The following is an 18,017-nucleotide window of genomic DNA, read 5'->3' as shown; positions in this document are numbered from 1 at the left end:
CGATGAAAGACGTCGCTGATCACATGGTGTTGCGGGGTGCACCGGTGCGGGACCGCATCCTGTCCGACGTGCGGGCCTACGTGGGCGACCATCCTGCGATCGGCACGCTCGTCTCCATCGCCATTGGCGACATCCCCGAGGTCGCCGTCTACATCCGCAACCAGAAGCGGGCGGCCGAGGCGGCCGGGATCCCCTTCGACGAACAGATCTGGCCTGCCGATACCACACCGGAAGAGGCCAAGGCCCGCATTCAGGCCATGAACGATGACCCGAGCGTTCTGGGCATCATCCTGCAACGGCCCATTCCCGCACATATCAACGTGCGCTCCCTGCAATCGGCTATCCATCCCCTGAAAGATGTGGAGGGCATGAACCCGGCCTCCATCGGAAATATCGTCTACAACGACGTGGCACTGGCGCCGTGTACCGCCTCGGCGGCGGTGGAATTGATCCGGGCCACGGGCCTGACGATGGAGGGGCTGGAGGTCGTGATGATCGGGCATTCGGAAATCGTCGGCAAACCGGCGGCGATGATGCTGATGGCGGAAGGTGCCACGGTGACTGTGTGCCACCACATGACACGCTCGGTCGCGATGCATTCCCGTCGCGCGGATGTCGTGGTGGTCGCCGTGGGCAAGGCGCATCTGGTTGGCGCGGACATGATCAAGCCGGGGGCGGCGGTCATCGACATCGGCATCAACCAGATTGATGTGGATGGTGAGACGCGGATCGTCGGCGATGTGGCGACAGGGCCCGTATCGCAAGTCGCGGGCTGGGTTACGCCGGTGCCCGGAGGCGTCGGGCCAGTGACTGTTGCGATCCTCATGCGCAATGCAACTGTGGCCCATCAACGCCAGCGCGCGGCAGGCTGGATCTAGAGCCCCAGCGACCCGATGGCGGCAAAGACCGCCACCACCGCCGTCCATTGTGGTGCTCGCAACCGTTCGCCCAGAAAGATCGTCGCAAGGACGACTGTGATAAGCCCGAAGGTCGATGCCGCCACGGCGGCGAACTCCGGATACGCAAAGCTGCCCGCGGCCGAGACGGAAACGATGGCAATGACATCCAGCGTCCCCATGATCAGAAAGATCCACAAGGACTTGCGTTGCGGCAACAAGCCTTCCCGCAACGCCAATGCCAGCAAAAGGGTCGCGGCGATGGCCGCGATGCGCATCGGCATCAGCATGGTCCATTCATCCGCCAGCATCGTCGCGGATTGGCTCAATGCGAAGGCAATCGCGAAGCCGGGGCCGGAAAGAAGTGACCAGCCAATCGCTTGCGCCTTGTCGCCATCCGACGCGCCCTCGTCACTGCTGATGGCAATAAAGGCGACACCGCCGATGACGACAAAAACGGCAAGCCAATGAACGATGGTCAAGGGGCTGCCTGAATACGCCGCCAACCCCATCGACACGATCGGATAGGCGCCGATGATCGGGGCCACGAGACGCACGGGCCCGATGCCCAATGCCTTGTAGAGGCCGACCCCTGCCACAGCGTAGAACACCCCCGCCGCGATGGCGCGCCAGTAGGCCCCGGGCGGGGCCGTGGCAGGCTCTGCCCAGATCAGCGTCAGGGGCAACGCCACGAGGCTTCCAAGGACGAGAACCGAGACCAGCGGTGGGAACGCGCCCTGTGTCGCGCTGACCTTGCGCACGCACAGGTCGTGCACCGCCCAAGAGAACGCGCCCAGAAGGCCTAGCATTAATGAGGCCAAAGGCGCCCTCCCGATGTAAGATGCCAGTTGTTCACGGCAAAGCGCGGTTTTTGTGCACCTGCGGCTGTCTGCGCCGAAGTTTGATATTGATCCGTCTTCATCTTTTCTTACAGTTAAAGAAATTTTCCGCTTAGGCAACACACAGGTTGCACATGAGGTCTGTATGCTCGACGACCAGTACCCCGAAGTCGTGAAGGGACCACCGAAACCAAGCAAGTGCTTCGTGCCGTCCGTCTTCACCCTGCCCCCGGGCACCGAACGCTATGTCGTCGAAGGCTGCGGTGCGGTTCTGATCCCGATCGAGGCGGGCGACAAGATCAAGGTGGAGAACACCGAGGGCGGGCAGCCGTGCGAACTTGTCTGCGCCGCCACCGGGGGCCGTCATGCGGACCTGCTGGACGTCAAGGCCACCGCGCCTGCGGGCGGTTTGCAGCGGCTTCTGGCCAGCAGCGACACCTCTCTGCGCGGCTTCCGTCTTGGGCTGGAGACGCGCGGCATCGATCCCGCCGCCATGCAGGCCATTCACCTGTTTGAAGCCACTACCCCCGCCGGGACAGCGGAGGAATTCACCGTGCAGGCCGATGGCATCGCGATCATCGCAGCACCCCATCCCAACCCTTCGGGCCAGATGGATTATGAGGCGCAAGATACCGCCTCGCCCTTGACCGTCTGGATCACGCGGGCCAAGATCAAGCCCCACAAAGGCCACACCCTGCCCGACCCTCTGGCCGACCCGATCGAGAATATCCGCGTGCACTCTGCCACCGCAGAGGCGTATTTCGTCAAGGCCGGTGACTACATCCAGATCCAGGATGTCGACGGCCGTCAATGCACGGATTTCGAGTGCTTCTCCGCCCGCAAGCTGGACCGCGGCATTGAACACGCGCTCGACGTCACTACCACCCGCACACTCATGGGCCATTCCTACCCGATGCCAGGGTTGCACGCGAAATACTATGACCAGGAAATGATGCCGCTGGTCGAAGTGGTCCAGGACACCTGCGGACGCCACGACGCTTTCGCGCTCGCCTGCTCGGCCAAATACTATGACGACATCGGCTATCCGGGCCACGCCAATTGCTCGGAGAATTTCAACACCGCGCTGTCGCAGTTCAACGTCACGGGCCGCCCGGGCTGGATGGCGATCAACTTCTTCTTCAACACCGCCATTGATGATCACGGCGTCATGTACAGCGATGAGCCGTGGTCGCGCCCCGGCGACTACGTGCTGCTGCGCGCGCTGACCGATATCGTCTGCGTCACCTCCGCCTGCCCCGATGACACCACAGCCGCCAACGGCTGGAACCCCACCGACATCCACGTTCGCACCTACAGCGGACAAGAGAAATTCCAACGCGCCATCGCCTTCCGGGCGACCCCAGAGGCGGAGCCCAAAATGACCAAACAAACCGGCTTTCACGATTGCTTCGCCAAGCACACCCGTAACTTCATCGAATACAACGGCTACTGGCTCGCCAATTGCTTCGCCGAGGCGGGCCCGATCGAGGAATACCACGCCTGCCGCGAAGCGGTGGTGATGATGGACCTCAGCCCGCTCAGGAAGTTCGAGATCACCGGGCCCGACGCCGAGGCGCTCTGCCAATACGTCTTCACCCGTAACATGAAGACGCTGGCCGTTGGCGGCGTCGTCTATACTGCGATGTGCTACGAGCATGGGGGCATGATCGATGACGGCACCGTCTTCCGGCTTGGCAAAGACAACTTCCGCTGGATCGGCGGCAGCGACTACGGCGGCGAATGGATCCGCGAACAGGCCGAGAAACTTGGCCTCCGCGTGCTCATCCGCTCCTCTACCGATCAGCTCCATAACGTCGCCGTCCAAGGCCCCAACTCGCGCGACCTGTTGCGCAAGCTGGTCTGGACCGCGCCGCACAATCCAGAATTCGACCAGCTCGGCTGGTTCCGCCACACCCCCGCCCGGCTTCACAACGAAGGCGGCACGCCGTTCGTCGTGTCCCGCACCGGCTATACCGGCGAATTGGGGTATGAGGTCATGTGCCACCCCAAGGATTGCGAAGAGATTTTCAATGCCATCTGGGACGTCGGCCGCGACTTCGGCCTGAAGCCGATGGGTCTTGAAGCGCTTGATATGGTGCGGATCGAGGCGGGGCTGATCTTTGCAGGCTACGATTTCAGCGATCAGACCGACCCGTTCGAGGCCGGGATCGGCTTTACCGTGCCGCTGAAGTCCAAGACCGATGATTTCATCGGGCGCGACGCATTGCTCCGCCGCAAAGAGCATCCCGCGCGCAAGCTTGTGGGCCTTGATATCGACAGCAATATCGACGTGACCCACGGCGATTGCATCCACATCGGGCGCGCACAGATTGGCGAGGTCACGTCCTCCATGCGCTCTCCCATATTGGGCAAGAACATCGCGCTGGCCCGCGTGGACGTGGCCCATCACGCGGTCGGAACGCAGGTTGAAATCGGCAAGCTCGACGGTCATCAAAAGCGCATTCCGGCGGAAATCGTGCCCTTTGCCCACTACGATCCGCAAAAGACCAAGCCCCGATCATAGATGGACGGCGCGCTTGATCAGATCGGCGGAGAAGAGGCGCTCGACCGGCTGGTCACGCGCTTCTACGATCTGTTGGAAAGCGACCCTGCCCTGCACCAGATGCACAGGCTCCATTTTCGCGGCCATGGACTGAACCACACCCGGACCGAGCAGTTCAATTTCCTCTGCGGCTTCCTTGGCGGGCGGCGTTACTATTTCGAAAAGCACGGTCACATGGACCTGCGGGAAATCCACGCCCATGTCCCTATTCGGCAGGCTGACGCCCAGATGTGGCTGGACACCATGGACCGCGCGATCTGCGATTGCGGCCTGGACGACAAGGTTCCTGCGGCGGTCCGCGTGACGTTGCACAGGGCCGCTCAGATGTTGGTCAACGACCTGCCCGATTGGCGAGGAGACACCAAAGGATGATACCCGTGAGACATGTTCTGACAGGCGCGCTGATGATGCTCAGCACCTCCGCCTTTGCGCAGCCGGTTGCCGTGCAACTGGACGCCGAAGAGGTGACGCAACTGCTCAGCGGGAACACGGCGGTCGGACTATGGGAAGGGACACCTTATCGGCAGTATTTCGGCACCGACGGCGTGACGCTATTCGCGCAGCCCGACGCCCGCACCACCCGAGGTGAATGGCGTGTCGACCCCGAAAACGACGAATACCAAAGTCTCTGGCCCGGTGACACGGAATGGGAGGGATTGTTGGTGATGATCTGGATGGACGAGTACTACTGGCTCAGCCGCACGACCCCGCCAACCCCGTTCGAGGTGCTTGAAGGCGAGCAATTGGTCGCGGAATGATCCGGGTCGCTCCTGCCCTGGTCGCCTTCGGCCTGGCCACTGCCCAGGTCCATGCCGACACGGATTTTTGCCAAACCCTCTCGGCACTACAGGCCACGGCGGCGGTTCCCGAAGACGGTGACGTGGTTTTTGCCTTCACCGATGACACGGGCGCGCTGGCCACGTGCCGCCGCGTCCTGGAACTGGGCGGGGCGCGGTCGCTGGCCTGCAACTGGGCGTTTGCTTACCGCTCCGACGCGGCGCAGGCCGCCTTCGCGGCGCTGGTGTCTCAGGTCACGTCCTGCCGGGGCGCACCGCTGGCCACGGACACGCCCGTAAACCACCCCGACAGCTATGATCTGTTGACGTTTACCGATGGCATCAGCGTCGCGCTCAAGGACAAGGCGGCGCTGCAAGAGACCCACGTGATCTTGCGCGTACAGGGGTGAAAAGGGCTAACAAAAGGTAAACGAAAATCGGGTTTTCGTTGTATTTCGGGTGTTTAGGTGGTGTGCTCAAGCTTGAGCACACCCTGCACAGCCCCCCCGCACAATCCCTGCACCCCCCCCGGGCTCGAGCCCCGGATTTCTCCGGTTCAGTTCTGAAGGTAGACCTCCAGGCTGTCATCCAGCGCGTCCTTCCACGGCGTATGATGCTTGGGGGCCATCGTCCCCGTAATGACCGATTTATAGCCGTTGTCGCGGAACGTCATGATGCCCGCCTTCTTGTGGCCTTTCCAGGCTTTGAAGGCCTTGCAAGCCCCCTCCACATCGAAGCTGGGATAGTCCGTCTCGGCGATCAATTCCTTGATGTAGTCGCCCTGATACCAGATCGCATCATAGTCATCCTCGCCCGCATCCTCGCGCGCCACGCGGTCGGCAACGTCGGCCTCCATCGTCGCGCGATCCGGCAGGGCGATCCTTCCCATGATCACATCGCGCACCCACCAGGCCTGCGCGTCGAACATGTTGAAGGTGAACCACTGGTCCTGCATGCCGAGGTAGAACAACGCCGGATTATCCACGAAGGCCACGCCCTTGTAGAGGTCTGCCGTTGCCAACCGATTTGCCGTGCGCAGGCGCAGGTCGTCGGCCATGAAGGGGAAATGATGCTGGTACCCGGTGCACAGGATCACCGCGTCGACCTCGCGCGACGTGCCGTCCTTGAAGTGCGCCGTCTTGCCGTCAAGCTTCGTCAGCAAAGGCACCTCGTCCCAATTGTCGGGCCAGTCATAGCCCATCGCCGCCGTGCGGTGGCTGACGGTGATGCTCTTCGCACCGTATTTCCAGCACTGCGAGCCGATATCCTCGGCCGAATAACTGGTTCCGATGATCAGGATGTCCTGCCCCTTGAACTCCACCGCATCGCGAAAATCGTGGGCGTGCAAGACGCGACCCTGAAAGCTCTCGAACCCGTCGAATTGCGGGACGTTGGGGGTGGAGAAGTGGCCAGTGCAGCAGATTACATGGTCGAACTGCTCGGAATACACCCGGTCGCCGGGCAGGTCCTTGACGGTCACCTTGAATTGGCCGTCGTCAAACTGCACATCCTTGACCGCCGTCTCGAACCGAATCCAGTCGCGCACGCCCGCCTTCTTCACCCGTCCCTCGATATAGTCGAAAAGAACTGCACGCGGCGGGTAGCTGGCGATCTGTTTGCCGAAATGCTCTTCGAACGAATAATCCGCGAACTCCAACCCTTCTTTCGGGCCATTGGACCACAGGTACCGATACATGGAGCCGTGGACCGGCTCTCCGTATTGATCCAGCCCCGTGCGCCACGTGTAGTTCCATAGCCCACCCCAATTGGATTGCTTCTCGAAACAGACGATTTCGGGAATGTCCGCCCCCTTGGCCGCGGCGGATTGGAAGGCGCGCAGTTGGGCAAGCCCGGATGGGCCTGCACCCAGAACAGCGATACGTTTGGTCATCACAGGACTCCTCGAATTTAATAGGGGCCACAGCGGTCGTCCGCCTGGCCACAGAATTTCCAATTATCTGTCGGACGGGCGCATCAGATATCGAGCGTGTTTTCTTTTTCCCACCGGCTGAAATGCGACACGTAGGAGTCCCATTCCTGATGCTTCATCTTCAGGAATGCGGCGCTGAATTCTTCGCCCATCGCCGCCTTCAGGCCTTTGTCCTTGTCGTATTCCCGCAAGGCATCGAGCATGTTGAGGGGCAACTTCGGCGCGCCACGTACCTTGTGGCCATCGGCGTACATGTCGATATCGTGACGCTTGCCGGGATCGGCTTGGGAGCGCACGCCCGACAGACCTGCCGCGATGATCACGGCTTGCAACAGGTAGGGATTGGCAGCGCCATCGGGAAGGCGCAGCTCAAACCGGCCGGGACCCGGCACACGGACCATGTGGGTGCGGTTGTTGCCCGTCCAGGTCACCGAGTTTGGGGCCCAGGTTGCACCCGACATGGTACGGGGCGCGTTGATTCGTTTGTAGCTGTTGACGGTGGGGTTGGTGATCGCGGCCAAGGCGCTGGCGTGCTTCATGATGCCGCCAAGAAAGTGTCGACCTTTCTCGGACAGGCCAAGCTCTGCGGTTTGGCTGCTGTCATTGGGCTCCATCGCGAAGACGTTGGTTTTGGCGTCAGCACCGGGCGCGTCCCAGACCGAGATATGGGCGTGACAGCCGTTGCCCGTCAGACCCTCAACCGGCTTTGGCATGAACGTCGCCCGGTAGCCGTGCTTTTCCGCGACGCATTTGGCCATGAACTTGAAGAACGAGTGCTTGTCGGCGGTCTTCAACGCATCGTCGTAATCCCAGTTCATTTCCCACTGACCGTTCGCATCCTCGTGGTCGTTCTGGTAGGGATTCCATCCCAGCTCCAGCATGTGATCGCTGATTTCACGGATCACATCGAGGCGGCGCATGAAGGCTTGTTGGTCGTAGCAGGGCTTTTCTGCGGTATCGAAGCTATCGCTGATCTGGTCGCCTGCGGGCGTCAGAAGAAAGAACTCGGCCTCGATGCCAGTCTTGACGTGCATGCCTTCTTCGGCCGCCTCAGCGATCAATTTGCGCAATACGTTGCGCGGCGCCTGATCGACCGGCTCACCCTCCATGACGCAATCGGCGGGGACCCAGGCAATTTCACGGTTCCAAGGCAGGATTATCACCGCGTCCGGATCTGGCACGGCAAGCATATCGGGATGCGCAGGCGTCAGGTCCAGCCACGTGGCAAAACCCGCAAAACCCGCGCCGTCTTCCTGCATGCCCGCAATCGCGCGGGCGGGCACCAGTTTGGCGCGTTGGCCACCGAAGAGATCCGTGAAAGAGATCATGAAGTATTTGACGCCGTTGTCTTCGGCGAATTTGGCAAGGTCAGTCGTCATCTTGTTTCCCTGTCGTGAACGAGTGAGGGCGCGTGCCTTACAGCCGCGCCCTTCTTGTGTTTTAGTAACTTGTGCCGGGTTTGCCGGGGTACCAATCGGTGCCTGCGAGCGGGATTCTTGCCATCGCGGCCGCCTCCATCGTCAGGGCGCAGAGGTCCTCTGGCTCCAGATTGTGCAGGTGGCTCTTGCCGCAAGCCCGCGCGATGGTCTGCGCCTCCAACGTCATCACCTTGAGGTAATTGTTGAGCCTGCGTCCGCCCTCGACCGGGTCAAACCGCGCCATCAACTCGGGGTCCTGCGTCGTGATACCAGCGGGATCGCGCCCTTCGTGCCAGTCATCGTAGGCGCCAGCCGTGGTGCCGAGCTTCTGATACTCGTCTTCCCACCGCGGGTCATTGTCCCCAAGCGCAATCAGGGCGGCGGTGCCAATGGCGACCGCGTCGGCACCCAACGCCATGCATTTGGCCACGTCCGCACCGGTGCGAATGCCACCCGAGACGATCAGCTGCACCTCACGGTGCATTCCAAGGTCTTGCAACGCGCGCACGGCCTCGCGGATACACGCCAGAATGGGCTGGCCTACGTGTTCAATGAACACGTCCTGCGTTGCCGCCGTGCCGCCTTGCATCCCGTCCAGAACCACTACATCGGCGCCCGCTTTCACGGCCAGCGTTGTGTCGAAATAAGGCCGCGCGCCACCAACCTTGATGTAGATCGGCACCCGCCAAGAGGTGATCTCGCGCAGCTCGAGGATCTTGATTTCAAGATCATCGGGGCCCGTCCAATCGGGGTGACGACAGGCCGAGCGCTGGTCGATCCCCTTGGGGAGGTTACGCATCTCGGCGACACGGTCGCTGATCTTCTGACCCAGCAACATGCCGCCACCACCGGGCTTGGCGCCCTGCCCCACCACAACCTCGATCGCGTCGGCCTTGCGCAGGTCATCGGGGTTCATGCCGTAGCGCGACGGCAGGTATTGATAGACCAGCTTGTTGGAATGGCCGCGTTCTTCCTGCGTCATGCCACCGTCACCCGTGGTCGTGGACGTACCCGCCAGCGTGGCACCCCGACCCAAGGCTTCTTTCGCCGGACCCGACAGCGCCCCGAAGGACATGCCCGCGATGGTGACCGGGATATCCAGCTCTATCGGGCAACTGGCGTTGCGCCCGCCAAGTGTGACCGAGGTCTCGCACTTCTCACGGTAGCCTTCCAAAGGGTACCGGCTGATCGAGGCGCCCAGAAACAGCAGGTCGTCGAAATGCGGCACCTTGCGCTTCGCACCACCGCCGCGAATGTCGTAGATACCTGTCGCCGCCGCACGCCGAATTTCAGCATTGATGGATTGCGAGAAGGTGGCGGATTGAATCGGCGTCGTCCGGGGGATGCCGTCTGATTTCGTGTCTTTCACGGTCATCTCCTCAATACGCATTGTCGATGTTGAAATTGTAGAGCTGGCGGGCAGAGCCATAGCGCTTGAACTCTTCCGGCTTTGCGTCGCAACCGCCGCGTTCCAGCAGATCGGCGAGGATCTTCAGGTGCTCGGGCCGCATCTCTTTCTCGATGCAATCGGCACCGAGCGATTTGACGGATCCGCGCACGAACAACCTTGCCTCGTAGATGCTGTCGCCTAGTGCGTCCCCCGCGTTGCCGCACACAACGAGGTTGCCCGATTGCGCCATGAACGCGCTCATGTGGCCGACATTACCGTGCACGACGATATCGATCCCCTTCATGGAAATCCCACAGCGCGACGACGCATTGCCTTTGATGACAAGCGTTCCGCCATGACCGGTCGCACCTGCGTATTGCGAGGCATCGCCATCAATCACGACCGTGCCGCTCATCATGTTCTCGGCCACTCCGGGACCGGCGGAACCATGGACGTTGATCGTCGCCTGCTTGTTCATGCCAGCGCAATAATACCCGGTCGAGCCCTTCACATTCACCTCGATCGGCGCATCAAGACCCACGGCAATCGCGTGAGAGCCCTTGGGATTGACGATCTCCCAAACGGTCTGGTTGGTGTGTTCCGCCTGCGCGTGCAGCGTGGAATTCAGGGCGCGAAGGCCTTCCGCCTCCAGATCAAATATCTGCATTTCAGTGGTTCCAGAAATAGACGGTTGCGGGCTCAGGCTCCCAGACACGGGCAGTTTCGATACCCGGCAGGTTCACCAAGGCGCGATATTCGCTGCCGAAGGCCACGTATTGATCGGTCTCGGCCATGACGGCGGGCTTGCAGGCGATTGGGTCGCGCACCACGCCAAAGCCGTCCTTGGTCCCCACGACGAAGGTGAAGAACCCATCCAGATCGTCAAGACTGCTTTCCAAGGCTTCCCCGAGGGTCGAGCCGGTTCGCATCTTCCACGTCAGATAGGCTGCGGCCACTTCGGTATCGTTCTCAGTCTCGATATGCACCCCCTCACGGCGTAGCTTGCGGCGCAGGGAGTTGTGGTTGGAAAGGGAACCATTGTGCACAAGACATTGATCAGAGCCGGTGTTGAACGGATGCGCGCCCATCGTCGTGACGGCAGATTCCGTCGCCATGCGCGTGTGGCCTATGCCGTGACTACCCGACATCCCGGAAATCTCGAAACGGGCGGCGACGTCTTTGGGCAAGCCGACTTCTTTGTAGATCTCCAACGTGTCGCCGGTGCTCATGACCCGGATCGAGCTGTTGATTTCACGTAAAGCAGCCCGGGCTTCCGCCACCTTGTCGGCTGGCAAGTCCAGCACCGCGTGAGTGTCCTTCTGTGCCAGGCTGACAGGCGCGTCGATTGTGTCACCCAGCGCCTTGGCCAGCCCGTCAAAGGCCGTGTCAGCCTCATCGGACTGAATCGTCAACTTGGCGTGATCGGTCGTTTCGCTACCGTAGATGGCGATCCCGGCGCTATCGGGCCCACGGTCCGTCATGGTGATGAGCATGTCGGTCAACAGATTGCCGAGCTGCGGCTCCAACGCCTTGTCCTTTAGAAATAGACCTACGATTCCGCACATAAGCCTGGGCCTCCGACATATGAAAACTTTTGAGACTCAGACGTTAGCATCGAACATGCGTCGCCTCAACTGTGAAGAATATTATTTTCACCTCAGGCAAAAAGAAAGAGGCGAGCGCATCGGCCCGCCTCTCTCTCGTTGCGATAGTTTTGGAGCGTGGAGTCAGTAGCGCTCGACACTTTTCTGAATGCGCTCATGGTCTATTACCTGCTTGCGCGCCTCTTCCAGGTGCTGTCCCTCGCGGACAAACTGGATGCGGTGCCACGCCAGCCAGAAAACGACGCCGGCAACGACCATCGGTATTTCCCAGCCTTGGAAGGGGTAGATCGCCCCGACATCAGCCATATCAACGGCCCAGTTTGGATATCCAATCGTAGACATGTCAGGTTCTCCTTATTCAGCAGGGGTGATTTTGTTGGCGAGGTAGGCTTTGTCGGCCTCGATGATCTCGGCTTTCGCATCCTCGTAGGCGTGATGCTCGGCGTAATCGAGACCTTGAAGCTCCACCTCTTCGGGGATGCGAAGCACGCCTGCCGCCGCTTGCATCTTGGCCACGATGAACGCGGGCAGGAAACCAAGGCCGAAAAACATGATCAAGGCACCGACAAATTGACCCAACGGGTTGATCGTCGCGTAACCCTCGAATGGCGACGACGGAGCGCCCCACAGAACGAAGCCAGCAATGACCAGACCAATGAAGCCTGCATAGCCGTGAACGGCAACGGCCCCAACCGCATCGTCCAGCTTAAACTTTTTCTCGACCCAGTAGTGCAGTTTGTAGGCAAGGAAGACGCCGACGGCTGCAATCAGCATGGCCTGGATCGGATGGTACAGATCGTTGCCCGCAGAGGCGGTGATCACCCCTGCCAAACCGCCGGAGAAGGTCCAGAACGCATCTCCTCTGGACACGACGTAAGCCATCATCAAACCGCCAGACAGCGACATCAGGAAGTTGAAGGTGATGCCCGAAAGCGTCGTAGGTGCCAGATAGATGTTCGTGGCCGTCCACGTAACGCCAGTGATCTGTCCACCAATGGCTTCTGCCGAAATGAGAGGCACGTTGCACGCCGCATAGAAACCCCAGAAGCCTGTGTAGATCAGGAAGATGCCGATCGTCAGCATCCATGGATTGTGCGGCGGGATATCGCGCGGCGTGCCGTCGGCGGCGAATTTGCCGATACGGGGCCCAAGCACGGTGATCACCCCCAAGGCGTAGCCGCCCGCGATGGCGTGGATCACGCCGGACGCATAGGCATCGTGGTAGCCGAGGTATTGCACCATCCAGCCGCCATAGTGCCAGCCCCAGGCCGCGTCGATGATCCACCAGACGGAACCAATCAGGACCGCATGGACCCAAAGCGCCGAAGACCGAATTCGCTCGATGACCGAGCCTGAGACGATTGAAGCGGCCGTCCAAGAGAACAGCAGGAACGCCGCCCAGAAAACGCCCGTGATCCTGTCTCCTGCATTCGGGCCCATCGTGTCCGCCCACGGAAGGTTGGCCGCACCGGCCTCCAGATCAAGGCCACCGAAGAACGGGAACATCGGGAAAGCCCAGTAGATCCACCAGCCAAAGAAGAAGAAGGTCACCGTGACAAGGGGAATCACCATCACGTTCTTCATCAACGTGTGCATATGGTTTCGCCTGCGGCTTGCGCCCACCTCGTACATGCAGAACCCGACGTGGATTAAGAACATGAAAACAACGGTCACCCAGTAGTAGAACTCGGTGAATATGGTTGTCAGTGCGTTAAGATTACCGTCCACTTTTTCGCTCCCTTCGCGTAGGCACTGGTTGCCCTTTAGGAATATTTTTTTACTGACGATGCTAGTTCTGCGACGTTCTGTCAACAATTTGAGTGGCTCGGCATTTAAGTCTGGGTCTGAAGGCAACGCGCGGCATCCCCGATTTATTTGCCTGTTAGGAAAAAAATCTGCACGACAGTATTGATTTTAGACCCGGCATACGTCTGAATACTGGCCAGACAAAAAGATCATGAACAGGGGGGTCAAGATGGCCATTTTATGGAGAACGTCCGCGCTTGCGCAGCGTCACGAAGCGATCGGCGCGGAACTTGAGGACTGGAACGGCATGGGCACCGCGTGGTTCTATGACCACACGCCCGAACGTGCGAAAGCCGATTATGAGGCAATCCGTACCAAGGCAGGTCTCATGGATGTATCGGGCCTCAAGAAGGTTCACCTGACCGGGCCCGATGCCGCCTACGTCATTGACCGCACCACCACGCGCAACGTCGAAAAGATCATGCCGGGGCGCGCGGTTTATGCCTGTATGCTCGATACCCGTGGGCTGTTCGTGGACGACTGCGTGATCTACCGCCTGTCGGTCAACTCGTGGATGGTCGTCCACGGCACTGGCACGGGCATGGAACAGATGGCCGCCGCTGCAGCAGGCAAGAACGTTGCGATGATCTTCGACGACGACATGCACGACATGTCTCTGCAAGGCCCGGTCGCGGTCGATTTCCTGGCTGAATATGTGCCGGGCATTCGTGACCTCGCCTATTTCGGCATCATGCAGACGAAATTGTTCGGTTGCCCCGTGATGATCTCGCGCACTGGCTATACGGGCGAGCGCGGGTATGAGATTTTCTGCCAAAGCAAGCACGCGGTGCAGATCTGGGATCAGATCCTGTCCAACGGCGAAGCGATGGGCATTCGCCCGACGCAGTTCTCCACCCTCGATATGCTGCGGATTGAGTCGTATTTGCTGTTCTATCCCGGCGACAACTCCGAGACGTTCCCGTTTGAGGACGGCACGCCAGCAGGCGACAGCCTGTGGGAACTGGGCCTCGAATTCACCGTCTCTCCCGGCAAGGAGGGCTTTGTGGGGTCCGAGAACCACTACGCCATGAAAGGCAAGGAGCGGTTCAAGATCTATGGCGTGAAGTTGAGCGACAGCATGGATCAGATGGAGATGTTTGCCCGCGTCCACCACGACGGCAAGGACGTCGGCGTCATCACCTACGGCCTGTCATCGGAGTTGAACAACTACTCCGTCGCCATCGCGCGGCTTGATCCCTCCGTGGCCGTCGCTGGCACGGCTCTGACCGTGGTGCAGCCGGACGGCACGGAATTGGCGGCAACCGCCGAGGAAATGCCCTTCTACGACACCGAGAAGAAGATCCGCACCGCCAAGGGTTGACCCAATCACGGGGGCGCGTCCCGACCAGCGGGGCGCCCCTTTCCATCTCGCACGATTGCACGGAGCATCCGACACGATGTCGACATTCCAGTTTCCGGAAAGCATCAAAAGCCGCCCTGTCTACGGCACGCTGAAGCCACGTCCCGGCAAGGCGCATCTGTTTGTGGCTGATGCCGAGGGTGCCGAGGCGATCCTCGACCTTGCGGCTCAGAACACGGATCTGATGGCCAAAGCGCATATCATCTTCATTCCCAAGGGCACCGATTTCGCCGATCAACTTCGCGTGCTGGAGCCCGCGCAATTCTATGAGGGGCCTTCCTACGCGGCCGCGGTCCCTCGGCTGCGCCATGTGCTGGAGAACGCGCATCAGGGCTTGCAGATTTACCTGACGGGCACCGAAGGCCTGATGGGTCAGGCCGAAAGCGAGGCGATGGCCGCGGGCATCCCGCACACCTCGATCCAGACGGAACATCGCGGATCAGTGGCGCGGCGCATGCAATGCGTGCACTGCAAGGGCATCACCGAAGATGTCATGTATGACCCGTTCCAATGCGCCCACTGCGGGCTGCATCTGTTCGTGCGTGATCATTACTCGCGCCGCCTCGCCGCCTATCAGGGCGTGTGCATCGACGCCGAAGACCCCGGAAATGTCCCTGACCCCGTGGAGCTGTACTCATGAGCGCCGCCCCCCAAAAAGCCAAACCCGGTGCCGAACAGCTGGCGGTCGTGGTCAGCGCCGTTGTGCCAATTAATGAACTGGTCACCCGGTTCGAGTTCTCTCGCGTGGACGGTGCCGCTTTTCCGCCGTTTTCCGGCGGTGCCCATACGGTGGTGGAGATGCAGGACGGCGACCGAACCCGCCTCAACCCCTACTCTCTGATGAGCGACCCAGGCGATCTGTCCACCTATGCCATTTCGGTGCGCCGCGACGATCAGGGCCGGGGCGGGTCGCTGTTCATGCACCGCAACGTGAAGGTCGGGGACAAGATGAACATCTCTGTCCCCATTAACCTGTTCTCGATGGATTTGCGCGCCCGCAAGCATCTGTTTTTTGCCGGCGGTATTGGCATTACGCCCTTCATGTCGATGATCGCGCAACTGGAACGCTCCAACGGCAATTGGGAATTGCACTACGCCGTGCGGACCGAAGCCCTTGGCACCTACGTAGATCAGCTGCGCTACAAGTATCCCAACAAGGTCTACGTCTACTATGACGACCAGAGCCAATCGATCCCGCTGGAAAACCTGTTGGACGGTCAACCCCTTGGCACCAATGCCTATGTCTGCGGGCCCAAAGGTATGATCGGCTGGATTCATGCCACGGCCTCAGCGTCCGGTTGGCCGGATGCGCAGGTGCATTCGGAAGAATTCCTCGCGCCGCAGCCAGGCAAGGAGTTCGAAGTCCGGCTGTGCAAGTCCGACAAGATAATCACCGTGGGCGAGACAGAAAGCCTGCTGGAAGCCATCGAGCGGGCGGGCGTGGATGCGCCCTTCCTGTGCCGGGGCGGGGCGTGCGGACAATGTGAGACAGACGTCGTCAAAGCGGACGGAGATTTCATCCACCGAGACCATTGGCTGGACGACGAACAACATGCCAGCGGCGAGAAAATCATGCCCTGCGTCAGCCGGTTCCTCGGCACGCTGGAGCTAGACAGATGAACGCATCCCGAACAGTGGGTACCGGTTTTCGGCCAAGTTGCGTGAAAGGGAAATAACATGACCATCCAATTCAACGACGAAACGTTCCGCGACGACTACTCGTTTCACAACTCCGCTTGGGCGATCAAACGCTTTCCCTTCCCGTTCCACGAAGACAGCTACATGTATGCCGTCAACATGGAGCAGCACCGGGGGGGGCCCGAGGGCTCGGTCTACGAGAAGCGCTTTGATGTGGATGAGCATTACGTCGCCGAGATGCGCGACCGCGCCATGGTGCTGGCCGATGATCCGCTGCGGTGTCAGTCCCTGCCCCATATGACGCTGGCGGGCTGGGACTTGCTAGAGTTGATCATGGTTTCGAAGTCCGAGGATTACCCGGACCTGTTCGAGTTGCACCGCGACGGCGACACGTGGCGCTGGGTCAACAAGCCGCTAGGTATCGACGACACCTTCACTTTCCTTGACGAGACCACCCTGCCCTACGGCCCGATGGAATACATCACTCGGCAGGCGCAGGGCGATTTCTGCGTGCTGGATCAACGCGACGAGATGTTGTGGATGGACGCGGGCATGGTCACGACGCAAGCCGATTGGTCGCTTGACTTCGACATCGGCATGAATTTCTTCGAGTGGCACGCACCGGTGCCGCTGGCCCACGAGATGGGGATTTTCAAGCGCGCGCTCAAATTCCTGCTCAACATCCAGCAAGGTGCGCCCGCACGTCGCTTGAACTGGACGATGACGGTCAATCCGCTGCTTGATACATCGCCCGAGAACTATCACAAGTGGGGCATCCAGAAGACGTCCCTGACGCCCGAGAATATCGGCTCCAAACAGCATCTGCGCGTGGAATTGCAGACCTTCTTCCGTCTGCCACGCTCCAACGCACTGGTGTTCCCGATCCGCTGCTACCTGTGCAGTTTCCAAGACCTGATGACGATGCCGAAATGGGGCCGCAGGTTGCACCGCGTTGTGCGCGATCTGCCGGTGGAACTGGCGACATACAAGGGCTTCATCGACAACCGCCCGATGATGCTTGACTACCTCAGCCAGTTTGACGACGGACAGCCGACCTCGCCGGGCGTTTGGCCAGACCAAGACACGGAGCCGCCGCTGCGCCAATAGCAGCGGCGCTGCGCGTCACGTGTTCTGGGGATAGCTGATCACTGCAATATAGCGCGCGGGAAGCTCGATCAAACGCTCTGGACCATGGGGCGCGTCGGCATCAAAATGCAGCGTATCGCCAGGGCGCAGGGGGTAAACTTCGTCGCCATGGCGGTAATCCACCGCGCCTTCCAGCATGTAGATCGTCTCGATCCCGCCATGCTGGAATATCTCGAACGTATCGGATTTGCTTGTCAGAGTGATCAGGTAAGGCTCCACAATGACGCCACTGGAGTTGGAGCCGATGTGCCCAAGAAGGTTGTACTGGTGCCCGGCGCGCGTGCCCTCGGCAACCACGACGGATCCTTCCCCCGCCTTGGTGTGCACGGCTTGCCTGCGTTCTTCGAACTTGCGAAAGAACGACGTCAACGGAACCGCCAGAGCATGGGAAAGGGATTCCAGCGTACCAAGCGAAGGCGAGGTATTGCCGTTCTCGATCTTCGACAGCATGCCGATGGACAGGCCCGTCATGGTCGACAGCTCTGCCACGGTAATATTCTGTTGCTTGCGGTATGCGCGGACCTCACGCCCGATCGCCACTTCAAGGACGTTTTCGCGCTGCTCACTGATGGAGTGAGGGTTTTGCGTCAGTGCCGGGGGATCAATCTTGTTCATAAAAACCTCTTTTTTCTCTATGATAGACCTTAGGTG

Annotated in this window: 18 protein-coding genes; 9 read left to right on the top strand and 9 right to left on the bottom strand. The window is 60.4% G+C overall.

What is annotated here, in order from left to right:
* Nucleotides 1-2: 2 nt before the first annotated feature.
* Entirely contained in the window at nt 3-878 is an 876-nt protein-coding gene (locus KUL25_RS04420; RefSeq protein WP_257891832.1) for a bifunctional 5,10-methylenetetrahydrofolate dehydrogenase/5,10-methenyltetrahydrofolate cyclohydrolase, read from the top strand.
* On the opposite strand, the gene KUL25_RS04415 is transcribed toward KUL25_RS04420, so the two are convergent.
* On the bottom strand, nt 875-1,705 hold the full coding sequence (locus tag KUL25_RS04415) for a DMT family transporter (protein ID WP_257891831.1): 831 nt from the start codon (nt 1,703-1,705) through the stop codon (nt 875-877). The genes KUL25_RS04420 and KUL25_RS04415 overlap by 4 nt on opposite strands.
* A gap of 175 nt (nt 1,706-1,880) precedes the next feature.
* Between KUL25_RS04415 and KUL25_RS04410 the strand changes: the two genes are divergently transcribed.
* From KUL25_RS04410 to KUL25_RS04395, 4 genes are read left to right on the top strand one after another with little or no spacing between them, the layout of a single operon-like run.
* Nucleotides 1,881-4,259 (top strand): trimethylamine N-oxide demethylase, encoded by a 2,379-nt coding sequence (locus KUL25_RS04410; protein ID WP_257891830.1) that lies wholly within the window; start codon nt 1,881-1,883, stop codon nt 4,257-4,259.
* Nucleotides 4,260-4,670 carry a group II truncated hemoglobin gene (locus tag KUL25_RS04405; RefSeq protein WP_257891829.1) on the top strand — a complete coding sequence of 137 codons (411 nt, stop codon included), beginning with the start codon at nt 4,260-4,262 and terminating at the stop codon, nt 4,668-4,670.
* Between the two features lie 5 nt (nt 4,671-4,675).
* Nucleotides 4,676-5,056 (top strand): hypothetical protein, encoded by a 381-nt coding sequence (locus KUL25_RS04400; RefSeq protein WP_427854390.1) that lies wholly within the window; start codon nt 4,676-4,678, stop codon nt 5,054-5,056.
* A complete protein-coding gene (locus tag KUL25_RS04395; protein ID WP_257891827.1) occupies nt 5,053-5,484 on the top strand; it encodes a hypothetical protein in 432 nt (143 codons plus the stop codon). Before KUL25_RS04400 ends, KUL25_RS04395 begins: the two co-directional genes overlap by 4 nt.
* A gap of 146 nt (nt 5,485-5,630) precedes the next feature.
* Here KUL25_RS04395 and KUL25_RS04390 read toward each other — a convergent pair whose 3' ends face one another.
* From KUL25_RS04390 to KUL25_RS04360, 7 genes are all read right to left on the bottom strand, one after another.
* Nucleotides 5,631-6,965, bottom strand: a complete 1,335-nt coding sequence (locus KUL25_RS04390) for an NAD(P)-binding domain-containing protein (protein WP_257891826.1) — start codon at nt 6,963-6,965, stop codon at nt 5,631-5,633.
* A gap of 83 nt (nt 6,966-7,048) precedes the next feature.
* A complete protein-coding gene (gene glnT / locus KUL25_RS04385) occupies nt 7,049-8,383 on the bottom strand; it encodes a type III glutamate--ammonia ligase (protein ID WP_257891825.1) in 1,335 nt (444 codons plus the stop codon).
* A 61-nt stretch (nt 8,384-8,444) separates the two neighbouring features.
* Complete coding sequence (locus tag KUL25_RS04380) at nt 8,445-9,797, bottom strand: FMN-binding glutamate synthase family protein (RefSeq protein ID WP_257894815.1); 1,353 nt, start codon at nt 9,795-9,797, stop codon at nt 8,445-8,447.
* Nucleotides 9,798-9,801: 4 nt separating this feature from the next.
* Nucleotides 9,802-10,479, bottom strand: a complete 678-nt coding sequence (locus tag KUL25_RS04375) for a GXGXG domain-containing protein (RefSeq protein WP_257891824.1) — start codon at nt 10,477-10,479, stop codon at nt 9,802-9,804.
* A gap of 1 nt (nt 10,480) precedes the next feature.
* Entirely contained in the window at nt 10,481-11,377 is an 897-nt protein-coding gene (locus tag KUL25_RS04370; RefSeq protein ID WP_257891823.1) for a class II glutamine amidotransferase, read from the bottom strand.
* Between the two features lie 162 nt (nt 11,378-11,539).
* Nucleotides 11,540-11,758 carry a hypothetical protein gene (locus tag KUL25_RS04365; protein WP_257891822.1) on the bottom strand — a complete coding sequence of 73 codons (219 nt, stop codon included), beginning with the start codon at nt 11,756-11,758 and terminating at the stop codon, nt 11,540-11,542.
* Nucleotides 11,759-11,770: 12 nt separating this feature from the next.
* A complete protein-coding gene (locus KUL25_RS04360; protein WP_257891821.1) occupies nt 11,771-13,144 on the bottom strand; it encodes an ammonium transporter in 1,374 nt (457 codons plus the stop codon).
* Between the two features lie 247 nt (nt 13,145-13,391).
* Between KUL25_RS04360 and KUL25_RS04355 the strand changes: the two genes are divergently transcribed.
* From KUL25_RS04355 to KUL25_RS04340, 4 genes are all read left to right on the top strand, one after another.
* Entirely contained in the window at nt 13,392-14,543 is a 1,152-nt protein-coding gene (locus KUL25_RS04355; protein WP_257891820.1) for an aminomethyl transferase family protein, read from the top strand.
* 76 nt (nt 14,544-14,619) lie between these two features.
* On the top strand, nt 14,620-15,222 hold the full coding sequence (locus KUL25_RS04350) for a dimethylamine monooxygenase subunit DmmA family protein (protein WP_257891819.1): 603 nt from the start codon (nt 14,620-14,622) through the stop codon (nt 15,220-15,222).
* Entirely contained in the window at nt 15,219-16,202 is a 984-nt protein-coding gene (locus tag KUL25_RS04345) for a PDR/VanB family oxidoreductase (RefSeq protein WP_257891818.1), read from the top strand. Before KUL25_RS04350 ends, KUL25_RS04345 begins: the two co-directional genes overlap by 4 nt.
* A 57-nt stretch (nt 16,203-16,259) precedes the next feature.
* Nucleotides 16,260-17,327 carry a heme-dependent oxidative N-demethylase family protein gene (locus tag KUL25_RS04340; protein ID WP_257891817.1) on the top strand — a complete coding sequence of 356 codons (1,068 nt, stop codon included), beginning with the start codon at nt 16,260-16,262 and terminating at the stop codon, nt 17,325-17,327.
* Nucleotides 17,328-17,342: 15 nt separating this feature from the next.
* Here the strand turns inward: KUL25_RS04340 and KUL25_RS04335 are convergent, their stop codons facing one another.
* Nucleotides 17,343-17,981 carry a helix-turn-helix domain-containing protein gene (locus KUL25_RS04335; protein WP_257891816.1) on the bottom strand — a complete coding sequence of 213 codons (639 nt, stop codon included), beginning with the start codon at nt 17,979-17,981 and terminating at the stop codon, nt 17,343-17,345.
* Between the last annotated feature and the right edge of the window lie 36 nt (nt 17,982-18,017).

It is taken from the genome of Gymnodinialimonas phycosphaerae (assembly GCF_019195455.1).
GTDB lineage: Bacteria > Pseudomonadota > Alphaproteobacteria > Rhodobacterales > Rhodobacteraceae > Gymnodinialimonas > Gymnodinialimonas phycosphaerae.
The sequence above is the reverse complement of the archived record's forward strand: the minus strand, read 5'-3'. Positions and strand labels throughout refer to the sequence as shown.

Bases quoted from the DNA above. Each gene is read 5' to 3' on its own strand.
- KUL25_RS04365 (WP_257891822.1), bottom strand. From the start codon at position 11,758: ATGTCTACGATTGGATATCCAAACTGGGCCGTTGATATGGCTGATGTC.
- KUL25_RS04395 (WP_257891827.1), top strand. From the start codon at position 5,053: ATGATCCGGGTCGCTCCTGCCCTGGTCGCCTTCGGCCTGGCCACTGCC.
- KUL25_RS04410 (WP_257891830.1), top strand. From the start codon at position 1,881: ATGCTCGACGACCAGTACCCCGAAGTCGTGAAGGGACCACCGAAACCA.
- KUL25_RS04405 (WP_257891829.1), top strand. From the start codon at position 4,260: ATGGACGGCGCGCTTGATCAGATCGGCGGAGAAGAGGCGCTCGACCGG.
- KUL25_RS04340 (WP_257891817.1), top strand. From the start codon at position 16,260: ATGACCATCCAATTCAACGACGAAACGTTCCGCGACGACTACTCGTTT.
- KUL25_RS04335 (WP_257891816.1), bottom strand. From the start codon at position 17,981: ATGAACAAGATTGATCCCCCGGCACTGACGCAAAACCCTCACTCCATC.
- KUL25_RS04370 (WP_257891823.1), bottom strand. From the start codon at position 11,377: ATGTGCGGAATCGTAGGTCTATTTCTAAAGGACAAGGCGTTGGAGCCG.
- KUL25_RS04375 (WP_257891824.1), bottom strand. From the start codon at position 10,479: ATGCAGATATTTGATCTGGAGGCGGAAGGCCTTCGCGCCCTGAATTCC.
- KUL25_RS04420 (WP_257891832.1), top strand. From the start codon at position 3: ATGAAAGACGTCGCTGATCACATGGTGTTGCGGGGTGCACCGGTGCGG.
- KUL25_RS04345 (WP_257891818.1), top strand. From the start codon at position 15,219: ATGAGCGCCGCCCCCCAAAAAGCCAAACCCGGTGCCGAACAGCTGGCG.
- KUL25_RS04380 (WP_257894815.1), bottom strand. From the start codon at position 9,797: ATGACCGTGAAAGACACGAAATCAGACGGCATCCCCCGGACGACGCCG.
- KUL25_RS04415 (WP_257891831.1), bottom strand. From the start codon at position 1,705: ATGCTAGGCCTTCTGGGCGCGTTCTCTTGGGCGGTGCACGACCTGTGC.
- KUL25_RS04390 (WP_257891826.1), bottom strand. From the start codon at position 6,965: ATGACCAAACGTATCGCTGTTCTGGGTGCAGGCCCATCCGGGCTTGCC.
- KUL25_RS04355 (WP_257891820.1), top strand. From the start codon at position 13,392: ATGGCCATTTTATGGAGAACGTCCGCGCTTGCGCAGCGTCACGAAGCG.
- KUL25_RS04350 (WP_257891819.1), top strand. From the start codon at position 14,620: ATGTCGACATTCCAGTTTCCGGAAAGCATCAAAAGCCGCCCTGTCTAC.
- glnT (WP_257891825.1), bottom strand. From the start codon at position 8,383: ATGACGACTGACCTTGCCAAATTCGCCGAAGACAACGGCGTCAAATAC.